Annotated in this window: 16 protein-coding genes; 11 read left to right on the top strand and 5 right to left on the bottom strand. The window is 49.7% G+C overall.

Features of this window, described 5'->3' with window-relative positions; all coding sequences use genetic code 11:
- Positions 1-185: 185 nt before the first annotated feature.
- Positions 186-1,817: a transglutaminase domain-containing protein gene (locus IQ256_RS10640; protein WP_370623409.1), complete on the bottom strand. Its 1,632-nt coding sequence runs from the start codon at positions 1,815-1,817 to the stop codon at positions 186-188.
- 127 nt (positions 1,818-1,944) lie between these two features.
- On the opposite strand from IQ256_RS10640, the gene IQ256_RS10635 reads away from it, so the two are divergent.
- Positions 1,945-2,178 carry a DUF2283 domain-containing protein gene (locus IQ256_RS10635; protein WP_193855528.1) on the top strand — a complete coding sequence of 78 codons (234 nt, stop codon included), beginning with the start codon at positions 1,945-1,947 and terminating at the stop codon, positions 2,176-2,178.
- Positions 2,179-2,382: 204 nt separating this feature from the next.
- Here the strand turns inward: IQ256_RS10635 and IQ256_RS10630 are convergent, their stop codons facing one another.
- Positions 2,383-2,607, bottom strand: coding sequence for a DUF4327 family protein (locus IQ256_RS10630; RefSeq protein WP_193855527.1), 225 nt, complete (start codon positions 2,605-2,607; stop codon positions 2,383-2,385).
- Between the two features lie 869 nt (positions 2,608-3,476).
- Between IQ256_RS10630 and IQ256_RS10625 the strand changes: the two genes are divergently transcribed.
- The 4 genes from IQ256_RS10625 to IQ256_RS10610 all read left to right on the top strand — a co-directional run bounded on the left by IQ256_RS10625 (position 3,477) and on the right by IQ256_RS10610 (position 6,879).
- The gene (locus IQ256_RS10625) at positions 3,477-5,621 is read left to right on the top strand and encodes a TIGR00300 family protein (protein WP_193855526.1); all 2,145 of its coding nucleotides are present in this window, start codon (positions 3,477-3,479) and stop codon (positions 5,619-5,621) included.
- A 206-nt stretch (positions 5,622-5,827) separates the two neighbouring features.
- Positions 5,828-6,130, top strand: coding sequence for a hypothetical protein (locus tag IQ256_RS30370; RefSeq protein WP_193855525.1), 303 nt, complete (start codon positions 5,828-5,830; stop codon positions 6,128-6,130).
- 67 nt (positions 6,131-6,197) lie between these two features.
- Positions 6,198-6,671 (top strand): type II toxin-antitoxin system VapC family toxin, encoded by a 474-nt coding sequence (locus IQ256_RS10615; RefSeq protein WP_193855524.1) that lies wholly within the window; start codon positions 6,198-6,200, stop codon positions 6,669-6,671.
- Between the two features lie 4 nt (positions 6,672-6,675).
- Entirely contained in the window at positions 6,676-6,879 is a 204-nt protein-coding gene (locus IQ256_RS10610; protein ID WP_193855523.1) for a hypothetical protein, read from the top strand.
- Between the two features lie 140 nt (positions 6,880-7,019).
- On the opposite strand, the gene IQ256_RS10605 is transcribed toward IQ256_RS10610, so the two are convergent.
- Positions 7,020-7,160 (bottom strand): hypothetical protein, encoded by a 141-nt coding sequence (locus IQ256_RS10605; protein WP_193855522.1) that lies wholly within the window; start codon positions 7,158-7,160, stop codon positions 7,020-7,022.
- 160 nt (positions 7,161-7,320) lie between these two features.
- Positions 7,321-8,295, bottom strand: a complete 975-nt coding sequence (gene ppk2, locus IQ256_RS10600; RefSeq protein WP_193855521.1) for a polyphosphate kinase 2 — start codon at positions 8,293-8,295, stop codon at positions 7,321-7,323.
- A 184-nt stretch (positions 8,296-8,479) separates the two neighbouring features.
- Here ppk2 and IQ256_RS10595 point away from each other — a divergent pair, with 184 nt between their 5' ends.
- From IQ256_RS10595 to IQ256_RS10575, 5 genes are all read left to right on the top strand, one after another.
- Positions 8,480-9,337 (top strand): NAD(P)-dependent oxidoreductase, encoded by an 858-nt coding sequence (locus IQ256_RS10595; protein WP_193855520.1) that lies wholly within the window; start codon positions 8,480-8,482, stop codon positions 9,335-9,337.
- Between the two features lie 69 nt (positions 9,338-9,406).
- Positions 9,407-9,913 (top strand): DUF302 domain-containing protein, encoded by a 507-nt coding sequence (locus IQ256_RS10590; RefSeq protein WP_193855519.1) that lies wholly within the window; start codon positions 9,407-9,409, stop codon positions 9,911-9,913.
- A 382-nt stretch (positions 9,914-10,295) separates the two neighbouring features.
- The gene (locus IQ256_RS10585; protein WP_228024758.1) at positions 10,296-11,267 is read left to right on the top strand and encodes a glycosyltransferase family A protein; all 972 of its coding nucleotides are present in this window, start codon (positions 10,296-10,298) and stop codon (positions 11,265-11,267) included.
- 14 nt (positions 11,268-11,281) lie between these two features.
- Positions 11,282-12,661 carry a glycosyltransferase gene (locus tag IQ256_RS10580; protein WP_193855518.1) on the top strand — a complete coding sequence of 460 codons (1,380 nt, stop codon included), beginning with the start codon at positions 11,282-11,284 and terminating at the stop codon, positions 12,659-12,661.
- Between the two features lie 4 nt (positions 12,662-12,665).
- Complete coding sequence (locus IQ256_RS10575; RefSeq protein WP_193855517.1) at positions 12,666-14,027, top strand: glycosyltransferase; 1,362 nt, start codon at positions 12,666-12,668, stop codon at positions 14,025-14,027.
- Between the two features lie 160 nt (positions 14,028-14,187).
- Here IQ256_RS10575 and IQ256_RS30365 read toward each other — a convergent pair whose 3' ends face one another.
- Positions 14,188-14,241 (bottom strand): hypothetical protein, encoded by a 54-nt coding sequence (locus tag IQ256_RS30365; RefSeq protein WP_370623414.1) that lies wholly within the window; start codon positions 14,239-14,241, stop codon positions 14,188-14,190.
- Here IQ256_RS30365 and IQ256_RS10570 point away from each other — a divergent pair.
- Entirely contained in the window at positions 14,230-15,255 is a 1,026-nt protein-coding gene (locus IQ256_RS10570) for a glycosyltransferase family 2 protein (protein ID WP_370623413.1), read from the top strand. The two genes, IQ256_RS30365 and IQ256_RS10570, sit on opposite strands and share 12 nt — an antisense overlap.
- Positions 15,256-15,267 lie beyond the last annotated feature (12 nt).

The following is a 15,267-nucleotide window of genomic DNA, read 5'->3' as shown; positions in this document are numbered from 1 at the left end:
AATAGTTGTGGATAGCTGGTTGGAAATCAATAGGTGAACAAACGGAACGATAGAGAAGTAAGTCTGCTCTATCTTCTATCCATGGAGCAGCACAGACAAGACAGGGACAAGACAGGCACTCTCTATGACAAGGAAGGTAGAGAAGCTGTCTAGAACAGGTCTTTCTAAAACCCTTGACCTCGCTGTCAGCCTGGCTTCAGCTCTTCTAGAATGGTGAAACGAACGTGGTTAATGGCCAGATCTCCAATAGAAAGCTCTTCTGGTTTGTTGGCTGCTTTCATCTTTTCAAAGGAGATGCCTTTACCAATCTCAGTGTGAAACCAGGAGAGCCCCATAAAAAATCGAGTTGGATAAGGCCCCCGATCAATCACGTCGTCTACATTGGATTCCATCGGTAGCCAGCCAACACCAGGGACATAGAACTCTAGCCACACATGGTTAAAGTCTGGCTCTAACGGTAGGTGCTTTTGCTCGGGTTTGGCCGGGCACTTGTATCGGCCAATCGTCCGACAGGCAATTCCATTTAACCGGGCTAGCGCTAACAGCACGCCAACATACTCACCACAAGAGCCAACGCCTCTAGCTAAGGCTACATCAGGCGTGTCGATCTTCGGTTGAATACCATAGGATAGCTGGTCATAAACGTAGTTGCGAATCTTCAGCATCTTTCGCAAAACATTGGTCTCACTGCCAGCAGCTTCCGCCGCCGCCGCTTGAATAATGTCAGACTCCATCGCTAGATCGTCGTCATCGACCAAATATTCTTGCTGAAGCTCTGCCGCCAAAGGTGCGGCTTCGTCAATGTCGTCAGGTGATAGGAAATACTTCAGGCCATACATTTCAACGGTCGCTTTCCAACCGATGAGTCCGGCCTGATCGGGTTCTAGCGTATCGAGGTTGAAGACAGCAACGCGCTGGCCGTCCTGAATTTCTTCTGTAAACGGATGGCCGATGGCTTCTACTTTTCGTACTTTTTGGCGCAGCGTATCTGAAGGCAGCGCGATCCGCCACTCGACGGCGTCTAGCCTGATCGACTCTAGGGGCAAAAACTCTTCGGCGTAAGAGATTTCGACCAGATACCCGGTTGATAGGCTGTAAGGCTGGCCTTCGGGCCGGTGGATATGAAGCGGATGGATGAAGGTGCGATCGCGGAACGTCAGCTGAAAGGGAGAGTCAGCGTTGGGATCGTCGCGGATATAGGGCTCTTCGTCAGCGTAGGCAATGTAGCAAATGGGATCTGATCCCGCTTCTAGATCTAAAAACGTGATGCCCGTCGGTGAGGCAAAAGGAGTGAGCGCGCTGAGCTGAATAGCACCTGTCTCTTTGTGCAGGCAGTAGACGGTTTGTTCGATGCGATCGCACACCCACAAGCCCGATTCAGTCGCCGAGATATTTTCAGCCCCAATTCCTGGCTGTCGCAGCTTGGTCACTGGTCGCCCAGTTGCTCTATCAAACACGTGAATGTATCCAGACTTTTGACAGGTGGCGTACACTCTATCTTGCCAAACTGCCACGCCGCCCACCTCATAAGGGAGCCGCGCAAATGCTTTAGGGATCAGCGTCTCCTTCGCACAGCTAAAGACTGTTTGATCCTTGGCATACCACAGAGTATCTTGCCAAATCGCTAGCCCAGTCACACCCAACCAGTCTGCGACCTGGTGGGGGTTTAGAACAACTGTATTGTCTGTAAGCGGATCGATTTCAACCAAATATCCCCGCACCGTATCGATGGCTAGCAAACGCTGCTGGCTCGCTGCTATACCTGACAAAAAATATACGCCGATGGGTCGAACCGTTGAATGCTGTATGGGCCGCACTAATGACACCTAGTTTGAAGATGAGACACGCTCTCGAATTTAGACCAACCGAATCGGCCTTGGCGCACCAAAAGGTACTACTTTAGAGTACATAAACCCCGCCGCTGAAGAAAAGTTGCCAAGCCCTATGAAAATAGTTTATGACTCAGACAAGGACATCCTACAACTTTCTTTTAACCAGGCAATGGTTGAAGAGACTACGCAGATCGCCCCTGGTCTAGTCGCAGACTACGACGAAGATGGAAAGATTATTGGCTTGGAGCTAAGGAAAGCCTCTATCCGTGTAGACAATCCCTATGAAATCACCTATTCAGTAGGTGAATCAAACGCCAGCAAGCCCCCTGCTAAAGTCAGCGAATAGAAAACGGTTTTAGCAGAGCCTCATTGAAGGAATTGTGCAATCCGCTACCTGCAATAAAATGCCTCAAACAAAAGAAAACTAATTCTCTCGTTTGAGGCAATAGGCTTTTATGGTTGACTTTCTCTTGATTTCTCAATCGGTAAGGACTTGCTTTGTCAGGAAACAAAAAGAGAAGTCAGCCTCAGAGGGTCGTATGGCTAGGCACTAATCGTTTTGCCAAGACTCATGACCAATCAGATCACATACGTGATCACGTAACAGATACTCATTATCCTCTAAAAGTTCTTCGACAGAGTGCCAGTCTCGGTCTCCAAAAAACCTAGCGAGGGAGTAGATCTGAGCAGCCCTACCAATTGATCCTCTGTCCACTAGGGCTCTAACTTCATCTTTGATTGAATGTATAGAATGCGGGCGACACGTTTGAAGCATGGTGGATGTCCTTTAAGAAATAGTTCGCGACGAATGAAAATACGCTACAGTTTGCTCTCAAGTCAGTCCGCGTTTGAGTGAATCACTCGTCGCAGTCGTTGGTCTAGTGCTTGTCAAATGGGTGAACGCTTGTCAGGAAGGTGATAACAAGCTCAGAACTTCAGTGCTACTAGACTTCAACGCTAAGATTCAGATGCTTCTCAGGCACCTAAGCTTTCTAACTTTATTGTGGATCGCTCAACCTTAGCGGACTGCTTGAGATCTATTTCGATACGGTTAATTCGATGTGGTTAAACTAGTTTAAGCTTTGATTAACAACGGCATTTATCTCGGGCTGATAATAGAAATCTCTCTAGATCAAACAATCTCCTAACGCGAGCATGAATCGTACTTCTCTTACGTTAATTTTGCATTAAGTTGATGGAGACATTCTCTTGTAACCAAGGTTCCTGTATTGTACAGCACACTTTTGTGCCAGAAAAAGGCAATAGTTAGGGTTTCATAACATCTCGCCCTACGCTAGCAACTGGCGATCACAGCGCTAGTAGCACTGATATGATCTAGCTATGTTAAGTTCACTTTCTCAACAATAGACGTTTTGCGTTAACGCTCAGCTAAGGATGCCATCGATAGAAAGTGAGGAGACTGCTCTGTATCTACAGTAGACAGTAGCTAGTAGACGCCGCTTACCGAACTCGGCTACTAGCCTTTTTTTTGGCTTTTTTTGGCTTTTTTGCCATTTTCTCAGTATCCCATCGGTAGCGCAGCCTGCAACGGTCGTTTCTTTACCAAGATTGCAGTAGCCGCTGCGGCTGAGTACTCAAGAGCAAGTTAGCAAAGATCAAATACTTCAAGGGAGATTTTTTTGTATGACTGAGACCACAGCTAATAAAGCAACATTAGTTGATACCACCCAAATCTTAATGTGTGCCCCTCATCACTATGATGTGGACTATGTAATCAATCCCTGGATGGAGGGAAATATTCACCGCTCGTCTAGAGAACGGGCAGAAACCCAGTGGCAAAAGCTACATGAGGTTTTGAAAGAACATGCTGCGGTTGAGCTGGTTGAGCCTCAGCCGGGCTGGCCCGATATGGTTTTTACGGCTAATGCGGGGTTGGTGTTGGGCGATCGCGTTGTGCTCAGTCGGTTTTTTCACGAAGAGCGCCAGGGTGAAGAACCCCACTTTCAAAAATGGTTTGAGGACAACGGCTATACGGTCTATGTGCTACCGGAAGGCTTGCCGTTTGAAGGCGCGGGCGATGCGCTATTTGACCGAGGCGGTGGCTGGCTTTGGGCGGGCTACGGCTTTCGCTCAGAGCTAGACTCGCATCCATACCTGGCCAAGTGGCTAGATGTAGAAGTGCTCTCTTTACACCTAGTTGATAGTCGGTTTTACCATCTAGATACGTGCTTTTGTCCGCTAGAAGGCGGCTATCTGCTCTACTATCCAGGCGCATTTGATGCCTATTCGAATCGCCTAATCGAGATGCGAGTGCCTGCTGATAAACGCATTGCTATTGATGAAGTCGATGCCGTTAACTTTGCCTGCAATACGGTCAATATCGATCGAACTGTGGTGATGAACAAGGCTACCGACGCCCTGAAGCAGCGGCTAGACACTCTAGGATTTACCGTCATTGAAACGCCGCTGACCGAATTTCTCAAGGCGGGCGGTGCAGCTAAATGTCTGACGCTAAAGATGAGCGAGCCACGCTCGGTAGAAACGCAAACCTCCACGGTTCAAAGCCGAGTCATTCACTTAGAAGGACATCTGCTGGACTCAGGGCTAGTTAACCGCGCTCTAGATACGATTGTGAGTGGCGGCGGCAGCTTTCAGGTGCTGAACTTTGACCTGGGCAAGCAGCGACAAGATAGCTCGGTGGCTGAGGTGAAAGTGGTTGCACCCGATGTCACCGTAATGGATGACATTATGGGGCAGCTAATTGATCTAGGCGCTGTGAGTCTGCCGCGCGAGACACAGCAGGCTGAACTAGAGCCCGTCGTGCAAGATGGAGTAGCGCCGGATGATTTTTATGTGACCACGATCTATCCAACCGAAGTGCTGATTGGCGATCATTGGTTTAGGGTGAAGGGTCAGCGGATGGACGGGGCGATCGCCATATCCCAAACCAGCAATGGCCCGGTTGCTCGCTGCAAACTGTTGCGTGACCTTCAAGTCGGTGAATCGGTAGTCGTCGGCAGCCGAGGTATCCATACCATCAGAGAGCAATCTTCACTTAAAAATAAGAAGACAGATGAGTTTAGCTTTATGGGTGCTGGCGTTTCTAGCGAGCGCCGGGTGGAGCTAGTCGTAGAACAAATTGCTTGGGATCTGCGGCGGATACGTGATCGCGGTGGCAAAGTGGTCGTCACAGCGGGTCCGGTAGTGATTCACACAGGGGGCAGTGAGCACCTAAAGCAGCTCATTCGCGGCGGCTATATTCATGCGCTGCTCGGGGGCAATGCGATCGCCGTTCACGATATTGAACAGGCGATGCTGGGCACGTCGCTAGGGATGGACATGAAGCGAGGGATTTCAGTTCACGGCGGGCATCGGCATCACCTCAAGGCGATCAATACCGTTCGCCGTCACGGCAGCATTGCCAAAACCGTCGAAGCAGGCGCACTTACTAGCGGCGTCATGTACGAATGCGTGAAGAACAACGTACCTTTTTCTCTAGCAGGGTCTATCCGCGACGATGGCCCTTTGCCGGATACCAAGATGGATCTGATCGAGGCCCAGGCAGACTATGCCAAATTAATCGAGGGAGCGGATCTGATTTTGATGCTTTCGACCATGCTGCATTCTATTGGCGTCGGCAATATGACCCCATCGGGTGTGAAGATGGTCTGCGTGGATATCAACCCGGCGGTGGTGACTAAATTGAGCGATCGTGGTTCGGTCGAATCCACAGGTGTCGTTACTGACGTTGGCTTGTTCCTCAGCCTGCTAGTTCAGCAGCTTGGCAAGCTAACCGGACAGTACACGCCAGTCGATCTGATAAGCTGACGCTTTCGAGAACTCAGCTCAATCAATTTACTTAGCTTTGTGTAGTCGTCTGCCCTCGGCCCGTACCATCGAGAGTCGAATCAAACTACGCAAAGCTGAGCATTTAATGAATTATCTACAACAAGACAATGAGAGAAGGCGGGTAGAAAGTCGCTAATTAAGTTAATAGTACTTACGAACAAGGTTGGTTTGACGGCTGTGCTGTCATGATTCGACGCTTAATAGAAACCCTTATTGTCGAAGCTTTTGAACACTACGGTATCGTAAGTAAAATAAAAGGACCATCAAGCGATTTCTTCTTATTATCTGACCTGATTTCTGCAACTCTCTCTGAAAACTCATGGAACCTAAGTCGGAACACGAAGTCAGTACTTCCAAGACTAAAGGACATAGGCAACAAGTCGGCTCACAGTAGACGGTTCAACGCACATAGGCAAGATATTGACAAGGTCGCAAGTGATATTCGTGTAGTTGTACAAGAGCTTGTCTACCTATCTGCACTTAAATAAGTGAAACTCAATCTGTGTGTCCCAGGCTGCATAGCTATAGAATAGAAGACCTATAGACGTATTGAATATGAGTGAAACCGTCTGTATCGAAACCAGCATTCTAGGCTATCTTACCGCCAGGTCAACTAAGAACCTGATACTGGCTGCAAACATGGAAGTTACTAAGGACTGGTGGGAACTGCGCCGAAATAATTTCGCTCTTTACACATCAGAAGCTGTCTTAGCCGAAGTGATGCGGGGGGATTCTGAAATTGCGTCGCAGCGTCTAGAAATACTGCGTAGTTTTCCCCTGCTAGCATTAAACCAGGCTGTACAAGGCTTGGCAGTACAGTTTTTAGCCCGAAGCAATCTACCGCCAAAAGCAAAGATAGACGCCATCCATATCGCTGCTGCAACTGTCCATAGCATGGACTATTTGCTAACGTGGAATTGCAAGCATATTGCAAACGCTCAGATCCAGAGAAAATTGGCGGAGATTAGTCTTGATTGTGGCTTTGTACTACCTGTTCTATGTACGCCAACCGAGCTGATGGGAGATTAAGGCCATGTGGGTAGATGAAATCGTTGAAGAAATCCATCGACTTCGCGAAGAGTATGCCAAGTCTTTCAACTATGATTTGGATGCTATCTTTGCGGATCTACGCAGAAAGCAGGAAGAAAGCGGTAGAGAGGTTGTAAGCTTATCGCGCAAGCCGGGTACAACAGCACGTTGGAGCGGACGACCAAACGAGATTGGTGATGATGCATAAGGATATCAGCCGGACAACGACTAAATTGTCCGGCTGATATTGTATGACTGCGCTCTCTTGGTTGGCTTAAGATATCTGCGCTCTATTCGGGTACTGTCAGCTGTCGCCTATCGGCATTGCTGTAGGCAGGCCGTCAATACTCACCTGATTTTTTCCGCGCTGGTAGGCTTCAATGCCTGCTGGCCCTTTTTTTGCGCCCAGTTGTTCAAGCTATCGCGATCGCCCTGATAGTCATACAGCGGCACCACCATACCGCAAGAGGTCTGAACCAAATCCACCATCATTCGCCCACCCTCGGAACCTTTCTCTGCTCCGCTTTCGGCTAAGTTGTCGGCTAAATGGGCTGCGGTTTTGTTCTCGCTCCCGGTAAGGCTCAGCTAGACCACCCGATTGGGCCCAAATACCCGCAAAGAGTCCATTCCTTTCGGCGCTAAAGCTCATTTAGGAAAACTGGTCAGGGACAAAGTTCTGGGTATCCATCGGCGGTCGCTCGTAGTCCATATTCTTCTGTCGTTTTGGTAGCTCTAGCGGTGGCGGTGTCAGATCTTCATAGGCGATCTGGTTGAGCAAGTGGCTGATGCAGTTGAGCCGGGCGCGTTTCTTGTCATCTGCTTCTACTACATTCCAAGGCGATCGCGTGGTATCGGTCGCCCCAAACATATCGTCTTTGGCCTTAGAGTATTCCACCCATCTCGCCCGCGCCTCTAAATCCATTGGCGAGAGCTTCCACCGCTTGATCGGATTGTTCAGCCGAGCTTGAAAGCGCTTTTCCTGCTCTGCATCGCTGACTGAAAACCAATATTTCACTAGCACGATGCCTGCTCGCTGCAGCATATGCTCAAACTCTGGGCAAGAGCGTAAAAACTCCACATATTCTTGATGGGTACAAAAACCCATCACTCGTTCGACCCCGGCTCGGTTATACCAGCTTCGATCAAACAGCACAATCTCTCCGGCAGACGGGAGCTGAGCTACATACCGCTGGAAGTACCACTGAGTCTTCTCTTTTTCTGTCGGCGTTCCTAGCGCCACGACCCGGCATATGCGAGGATTCATACATTCAGAGATGCGCTTAATCGCTCCGCCTTTGCCAGCAGCATCTCTCCCTTCAAATAAAACAACAACTTTCAGACCCTTTTCTTTTACCCAGTATTGGAGTTTTACTAGCTCTGTTTGTAGCCGTTCTAGCTCTTTCTTGTAGACTTTCTTGTTGAGCTTTTTAAGCTTTTTGCTATCTGTCGCTTTCTTTTTCTTAGACGCTTTGTCCTTTTTGCCTTTTGCTTTTCTGCTCACCTCTTCGTCCGCTACGACTAGCTGTGTCTTGGCAGTTTTTGCAATAGCTTTCTTTTCAGCCGTCGTTTTAGAGCTGTTAGTATCAGCAATTTCTGGAACTGAAGTAGACTTCTTCTTTGCCATAGTTTGCGTTTGGTTTGCGCTTAGTTTGGATAAGAGGGTACAAAAAAGGTTTCGCGGCCTATGCCTTCAGGTTAAGAGATAGTTTAGAAAACAGATGTCTTCTTTAACTGCTCTTAATGATTATGATTTGGATCACAATGGACTTTATGATGTTGCCGTTGGGCATCGCTAGGTTAAGCCACGCATGAAGATAGGACTATTAGGGACAGGACTGATGGGCGCGCCGATGGCCCTACGGCTTCAGCATTCAGGCTTTGAAGTTTCGGCCTGGAATCGCACCCAGCAGAAACTACTGCCGCTAGCAAAAGCAGGTATTCGGACAGTAGATAGCGCGGCTGAGGCGATCGCCTCTACAGAACTTACCATTACCATGCTTAGCGATGCTGCCGCCCTCGAAGCCGCGCTCTTTCGCGATCCCGCTGCGCTCTCGGGTCGTACCCTCCTACAGATGGGAACCATCGCCCCGAGCGAAAGCCGCGAACTCTGTGCCAAAGTTCAGGCCGCAGACGGTGACTATCTAGAATCGCCGGTGCTGGGCAGTATCCCTCAAGTCAAATCCGGTTCACTCATTCTTATGGTCGGTGCGAGGCCCGAACAGTTTGATCGCCAGCTACCAGTACTTAGATGCTTTGGCCCTAGCCCCGAGCTGATGGGACCAGTAGGCACCGCTGCCGCTGCGAAGCTGGCAATGAATCAGCTGATCGGTAGCTTGACAGCAGCTTTTTCAATGAGTCTAGGATTTGTTCAGAAAGAAGGGCTAGACGTTGAGAAATTCATGTCTATTGTGCGAGAAAGCGCGCTGTACGCCCCAACTTTTGATAAGAAGCTAGCGCGAATGTGCGATCGCAATTTTTCCAATCCCAATTTTCCTACCAAACACCTACTTAAGGACATGAACTTGTTTGTACAGGCAGCGCAAGCGCAGGGAATTGATGCAACAGTGGCAGCCGGGGTCAGCCAGGTAGCCAGAAACGCGATCACTCAGGGCTTAGCGGATGGAGATTATTCCGCAATCTACAGTGCAATTAGCCAGCGTAGCTAACTAGTACGATTAGCCAATATTGATGCACAAAGAAGCTGCATAGAGTAGAAGCTACATAGAAGTAGAACTATGAAACTATCAAGATCGTTTGTAAAACAACTGCTAGGGCTAAGTATCGCATTCCTATTGTTTGGGCTTGCATTTGTTCATAGCCCCAGCGAAGCGCTACCTATTCCTGCCGACAACGGCCTAGTAATTAAACAAAGTCGTTATAGCGTAGAAGAAACAGAAAGAAGATTTATCAACGCGCTTAATTCAAAAGAATTAAACACATTTGCCACAATCGATCACGCGCGCAATGCCGAAGGCGCAGGGCTAACCATGCGTCCGACGCGGGTTGTTCTCTTTGGCAATCCGAATCTAGGTACGGCTCTGATGCAGTGTAATCAGAGTTTGGCAATTGACCTACCGCAGAAGCTGTTGATTTGGCAAGACGAAACTGACCGGGTCAAGATTGCTTATAACGATCCTCGCTATCTAGGTGGCCGTCACGGACTAGAGGGCTGTAGTAGTGGCACTATCAGACAGATGGCTGGCGCTTTAGACAAGCTGTCCGCTAGTGCGATCGCTCCATAACTAGACAATCCAACTAGACAACCCAGTACCACGTCAAACCTCAAAATGGGGTTCCTTTGCCTAGCGGATCGCGTTCGGTACTGAGCGAAATATCGTGTTCATTTCCAGTGCTGCCTGGTGTCTGTCTCTATCCTAGCTATTGCTCGGTTTGACTTTACGCTACTTTTATATTTTACCTTCCTCTTTATCCACTTCTTGCTCTGGTTCTCGCTCTGGACGCATACCTTTTCCCATCCATTAAGACGTTTCAATCGGATTGCGTACAAATCTACAAAGAAATGATGAAGCTTGGCATCTCGGTCTGCAGCCTACGAGATTTCCCCTATACCATCGAGATCGACATCATGCTCGCTAATCTAGATGTGATGGGGTGCTCATAGGGATGCTAGAAGGGATGCCGCAGGCAGCACTAGAACGTTCAAAAGATCGATTTGTATCCGTGATCGTGCCCGTATTTAACGATGCGGCAGGGCTACGGCTATGCTTGCAGGCGCTAGCAGACCAAACCTATGAGCAAAAGGGCGATCGAGAAGATCAAAAGGCTAACTACGAAGTGATCGTGGTAGATAATGCCTCAGCGGAAAGTGAAAACATTCCAGCGCTGGTTGCCGAGTTTCCAGTCGCTGTGTACGCCCATGAGCCGTTGCCTGGTTCTTATGCAGCGCGTAATTGTGGACTGACTCTAGCTAAGGGCGAGATTCTAGCCTTTACTGATGCTGACTGCGTTCCGGCAGAAGATTGGATAGAAAAGGGCGTCGCCCGTTTGACTGAGATTTCTCACTGTGGATTAGTCGCTGGTCGGATTAATCTATTTTTCAGGGGGGATCAGGCAAATCCGATTGAGCTATACGAAAGCGTGACTGCTTTTCCACAGCAGCGACTGCTAGATCAGCAGAAAGGGGCAGCGACAGCTAATGTTTTCACCTTTAGATCGGTGATGGATGCCGTTGGCCCGTTTAATGCCAAGCTTCGCTCTCAGGGCGATTTGGAGTGGGGGCATCGGGTGTTTGCGGCAGGCTACCGGCAGGTTTATGCAGCGGATGTCTGTGTAGCTCATCCTGCTAGGTATACGCTCCGGCAGTTGCGTCGCCGAACCCTGCGCTTAGCAGGCGGTACCTTCAGCCGGGTGATTCAGTCTGAACAAAGCGTTTTGCAGCGCAATTGGGTGTTCACTAAGCTGCTTTTGGCAGATTTAATACCGCCTGTCAACTTTGCAATTAGCGCTTTTAAAGATAGTCGCCTGAGCGGCTTTAGGCAAAAAACGGTCGTGCCCCTGGTGCTGGTATGGGTGCGCTACGTCAGCGCAGTTGAGAAAGCACGTCTGAGATTTGGTGGAGTGCCGCATCGCGGTTAGAGGAAGTAAGCTGCATGAAAAAGAAGCCGACAAAGAAGCCCGAAAAAAAGCCCGAAAAGAAGCTGAAAGTTGCCTTTGTCGTTCACGAGTTTCCGGTGCTGTCGGAGACATTCATTGTGAATCAGGCGACAGGTTTGATTGACCGGGGCTGCGAAGTCGATATCTACACGGATCGGCTGGGCGATCCCAGCAAGGTGCATCCAGATGTGCAGGCATATGACTTGCTCAGCCGAACTCGGCTGCTGCCAGCCGTGCCTCAGAACTACGCGGTACGGGCGCTGAAGGCGATCGCACTCATTGCCAGATATAGCTATCAATATCCGAACAGAGTAGCGCGATCGCTCAACATCTTTCGCCGAGGCATTCGCGCTGCCTCCCTATGGTCACTGTTTACCGAGCTGCCGCCGCTGGATTTACCTAGCTATGACATTATTCACGCTCAGTTTGGCAATCTCGGCTTTCACTCACTGCTGCTAAGAGATCTCAGCCCGAACGCCCGGCTAGTCGTAATGTTTCGTGGTTTTGATATTAGTCAGCAGGTGCAGGCAAAAGGCCCTGGCGTTTACAGCTCGCTTTTCAAACAGGCGGACTTTTTCTTAACTAACTGCGATTTCTTTCGGCAAAGGCTGCTAGCCCTAGGCTGTCCGCCCGATCGGGTGAGGGTGCATTATTCTGGCCTAGACTGTAGTAAGTTTACGCCGAAGCTGCACTCTGGGCATTTCTCTGGGCCATCTTCAGAGAAAGTGCGGATTGCGGCCACTGGACGATTGGTTGAAAAAAAAGGATTCGAATACGCCATCAAAGCGATCGCAAAAGTAGCCGAGCACAGTCCTCATGTCACGTTTGATATCATCGGCGACGGCCCGCTACGGCCCGAGCTGTCGGCACTGATCGAAACGCTAAATATGCAAGAGACTATCCATCTCTTGGGCTGGCGAGACGAGCAGGAAATCATTGATACATTGACGCGATCGCATCTGTTCGTAGCCCCTAGCGTCACGGCAGCCAAGGGCAATCAAGACGCGCCGATTAACGTGCTCAAAGAAGCGATGGCGCTAGGATTACCTGTGGTCAGTACAACCCACGGTGGCATTCCTGAGCTGGTCGAAGATGGGGTATCTGGCTTTTTGGTGCCAGAGCGAGATGCCGATGCGATCGCCCAGGCGCTGACTACTTTAATAGCGCATCCAGAACGCTGGTCAGCGATGGGAGCAGCGGGCCGCGCCTATGTAGAAGCTCACTACAACCTAGATTCGTTGAATGACAAGCTACTAGCGCTTTATCAGCAGCTAACAGCTGATCCAAAAGAAGGCCCTTATCAAAGTCCTCCTGATGTAGTTCCCGCTACCCAGTCGTTACTTTCTAGTAGTCACAAACCAGTAGTCATAAGGTAAGCAGATGTCTGAAAAGTTGAGAATTGCTTTCGTGGTTGGTCAGTTTCCAATGCTGTCGGAAACCTTTGTCATGAATCAGGCAACAGGGCTATTGGCGCGCGGCCACGAGGTTGATATCTACACTGAGCAGCTGTGCGATACCAGTAGCGTGCATCCTGATGTCACTCGGTACAACCTTTTAGAGCGTACGTACGTTCTCCCTTCTGTCCCAGAAAATTACCTAGCGCGATTGATCAAAGGGATAGGGCTGGTGGCCAAGGATATGTATCGGTATCCCAGGCAAACTTTGCGATCGCTCAATCTTGTTCGCTACGGCATGCGAGTTGCCTCTTTGCGAATGCTCTTTGCCAACCTGCCTCGTACCAACCCGGTGCCTTATGACATTATTCACGCTCAGTTCGGGACTTTGGGCTTTCGGGGGAGGCTGCTGCGAGATCTAAACGCCGGATCGCGATTGATTGTGATGTTTCGAGGCTCTGATATCAGCCAGTGGGTCAAGTCTCAAGGCGAGCATGTGTACGATTCGCTCTTTCGCCAGGCAGACTACTTTTTAACCAACTGCGATTTCTTTCGGCAGAAGCTACTAGCGCTAGGATGTCCGCCTGACAGACTAAAAGTTCACTATTCTGGCCTAGACTGTAGCAAATTTCAGCTTGTGCTTCGCCGACTAGAAGGCGCTGATAAGATTCGGATCGCGGCGACGGGTCGACTGGTTGAGAAAAAAGGATTTGAGTACTGTATTCGCGCTGTAGCTCAAGTCGCACAGCAATATCCTGGGATTATCTTCGATATTATGGGCGATGGCCCGTTACGTCCGGCGCTAGCCGAACTGATCGACTCTCTCCAAATGACAGAGGTAATTCATCTTCGCGGCTGGCAGAATGAAGATGAAATTATTGATACGCTCGGGCGGGCTCATCTATTTGTAGCCCCTAGCGTGACTGCCTCTAACGGTAACCAAGATGCCCCGATCAATGTTCTCAAAGAGGCCATGGCACTAGGATTGCCGGTAGTCAGCACGTATCATGGCGGCATTCCTGAGCTAGTCGAAGATGGCGTTTCTGGTCTGCTGGTACCTGAACGGGATGCCGATGCGATCGCCCAGGCACTCACAACGCTAATAGAACATCCAGAACGCTGGCCAGAGATGGGCCAAGCGGGCCGAGCCTATGTAGAAGCTCACTACAGCCTAGATGCGTTGAACGATCGGCTAGTCACCCTCTATCAGCGGCTAAGGGCTGAGCCGATAAAGGGCCATCATCTGCTTGGTACCCCACCGATCGAACCCAGTTCTACCGAGGTTGGCACTGGCGCTGATGCCAGCACTGATACCGGCGTTGGTACTGATGTCAGCCTGGTCTCATAGGTGTTTTCTCATAGGCATTGATTCAGGGGCGCACAAGCGGGCGGTTTTGAATGCTTTAGCGGCATCTTCTAACCCGTATTTTCAATTCTCACAAACTTTCACTTTTATTTTCACAAACATGTCTCAACCTCCTTTATTATCGTCAAACGCAGCACCCGCTTCAATCCCCACAGCATCCGCCCAAGTCACTTCCACTCAAGTCATTTCCGCCCAAGTCACTGCCGCCCAAGTCACTTCCACTCAAGTCATTTCCGCCCAAGTCACTATAGTCGTCGTTCCGCGCGAGCGATTTAGCTGTACTGAAACCTCTCTACAAAGTATCTACGAGCACACTAAAATTCCCTTTGAGCTAGTCTACGTAGACGGCAACTCCCCACCGCACATCCAGAAATATCTTGAAGAACAAGCCAAAGAGCGCCAGTTTAATCTCATCCGCACCGAGTACTATCTTTTTCCTAACCAGTCTAGAAACATCGGTTTAGCCAGCGTTAAAACGCCCTATCTCGTCTTTTTAGACAATGATGTTGTTGTTTCTTCTGGTTGGCTTGAAGCGCTTCTAAATTGCGCTGAAGAGACTGGTGCAGCGGTTGTTGGTCCGCTGATGTGTCAAAAAGAGCCGATTCACGAAGAGATTCACTTTGCTGGGGGAGAGTCTCATATCTGGGTCGATCAGCTAGGTCGCCGTCGCATCAGAGAGAAAATGCTCAGCCAGGGCCAGCGCGTCAATGCTGTTTTACCCACGCTAAAACGCAGTGAGACCGAGCTAGCTGAGTTTCACTGCGTGCTGATTCGGCAGTCGGTTTTTGATCAGCTTGGCTCACTAGACGAAGGCATGCTAAATACCAAAGAACATCTAGACTTTTGCATGAGCGTTGCTCAACTAGGAGAAAAGGTGTACTTTGAGCCAGCTGCTATCGTTACCTACGTGGCAGGGCCTCCCCTAGAGCGCAGCGACCTGACCTACTATATGCTGCGCTGGAGCGATGAATGGACCCTAAAAAGTCTGCACCACTTCCGTGATAAGTGGAATGTCGTGGAAGATGGCTACTTTACTTCAAAGTACAAGAAACTAGGCTGGCGACGCCATCATACCATTATGGGACCTTTCGTTCGCGCTATCACCCTGGGTAGGGGGAGCCGCCTAATGATGAGAGGACTTGCTGGCGTAGATCGTCTGTTCAATCGCTATCTTACTCGGCGTCATGCGCGGCTGCAAAAGCAGATGTAGCTAAGGGGGCTA

Source organism: cf. Phormidesmis sp. LEGE 11477 (genome assembly GCF_015207105.1).
In the GTDB taxonomy this organism is placed as follows: Bacteria; Cyanobacteriota; Cyanobacteriia; order Phormidesmidales; family Phormidesmidaceae; genus Phormidesmis.
Note: the sequence above shows the minus strand (reverse complement) of the source record. Positions and strands in the feature narration are given on the sequence as shown.

Excerpts from the sequence above, each read along its gene's own strand:
- IQ256_RS30370 (WP_193855525.1), top strand. The coding sequence starts at position 5,828 with ATGATTCGACGCTTAATAGAAACCCTTATTGTCGAAGCTTTTGAACAC.
- IQ256_RS10585 (WP_228024758.1), top strand. The coding sequence starts at position 10,296 with ATGCTAGAAGGGATGCCGCAGGCAGCACTAGAACGTTCAAAAGATCGA.
- IQ256_RS10605 (WP_193855522.1), bottom strand. The coding sequence starts at position 7,160 with ATGGTGGATTTGGTTCAGACCTCTTGCGGTATGGTGGTGCCGCTGTAT.
- IQ256_RS10590 (WP_193855519.1), top strand. The coding sequence starts at position 9,407 with ATGAAACTATCAAGATCGTTTGTAAAACAACTGCTAGGGCTAAGTATC.
- IQ256_RS10610 (WP_193855523.1), top strand. The coding sequence starts at position 6,676 with ATGTGGGTAGATGAAATCGTTGAAGAAATCCATCGACTTCGCGAAGAG.
- IQ256_RS10630 (WP_193855527.1), bottom strand. The coding sequence starts at position 2,607 with ATGCTTCAAACGTGTCGCCCGCATTCTATACATTCAATCAAAGATGAA.
- IQ256_RS10580 (WP_193855518.1), top strand. The coding sequence starts at position 11,282 with ATGAAAAAGAAGCCGACAAAGAAGCCCGAAAAAAAGCCCGAAAAGAAG.
- IQ256_RS10595 (WP_193855520.1), top strand. The coding sequence starts at position 8,480 with ATGAAGATAGGACTATTAGGGACAGGACTGATGGGCGCGCCGATGGCC.
- ppk2 (WP_193855521.1), bottom strand. The coding sequence starts at position 8,295 with ATGGCAAAGAAGAAGTCTACTTCAGTTCCAGAAATTGCTGATACTAAC.
- IQ256_RS10635 (WP_193855528.1), top strand. The coding sequence starts at position 1,945 with ATGAAAATAGTTTATGACTCAGACAAGGACATCCTACAACTTTCTTTT.
- IQ256_RS10625 (WP_193855526.1), top strand. The coding sequence starts at position 3,477 with ATGACTGAGACCACAGCTAATAAAGCAACATTAGTTGATACCACCCAA.
- IQ256_RS10575 (WP_193855517.1), top strand. The coding sequence starts at position 12,666 with ATGTCTGAAAAGTTGAGAATTGCTTTCGTGGTTGGTCAGTTTCCAATG.
- IQ256_RS10615 (WP_193855524.1), top strand. The coding sequence starts at position 6,198 with ATGAGTGAAACCGTCTGTATCGAAACCAGCATTCTAGGCTATCTTACC.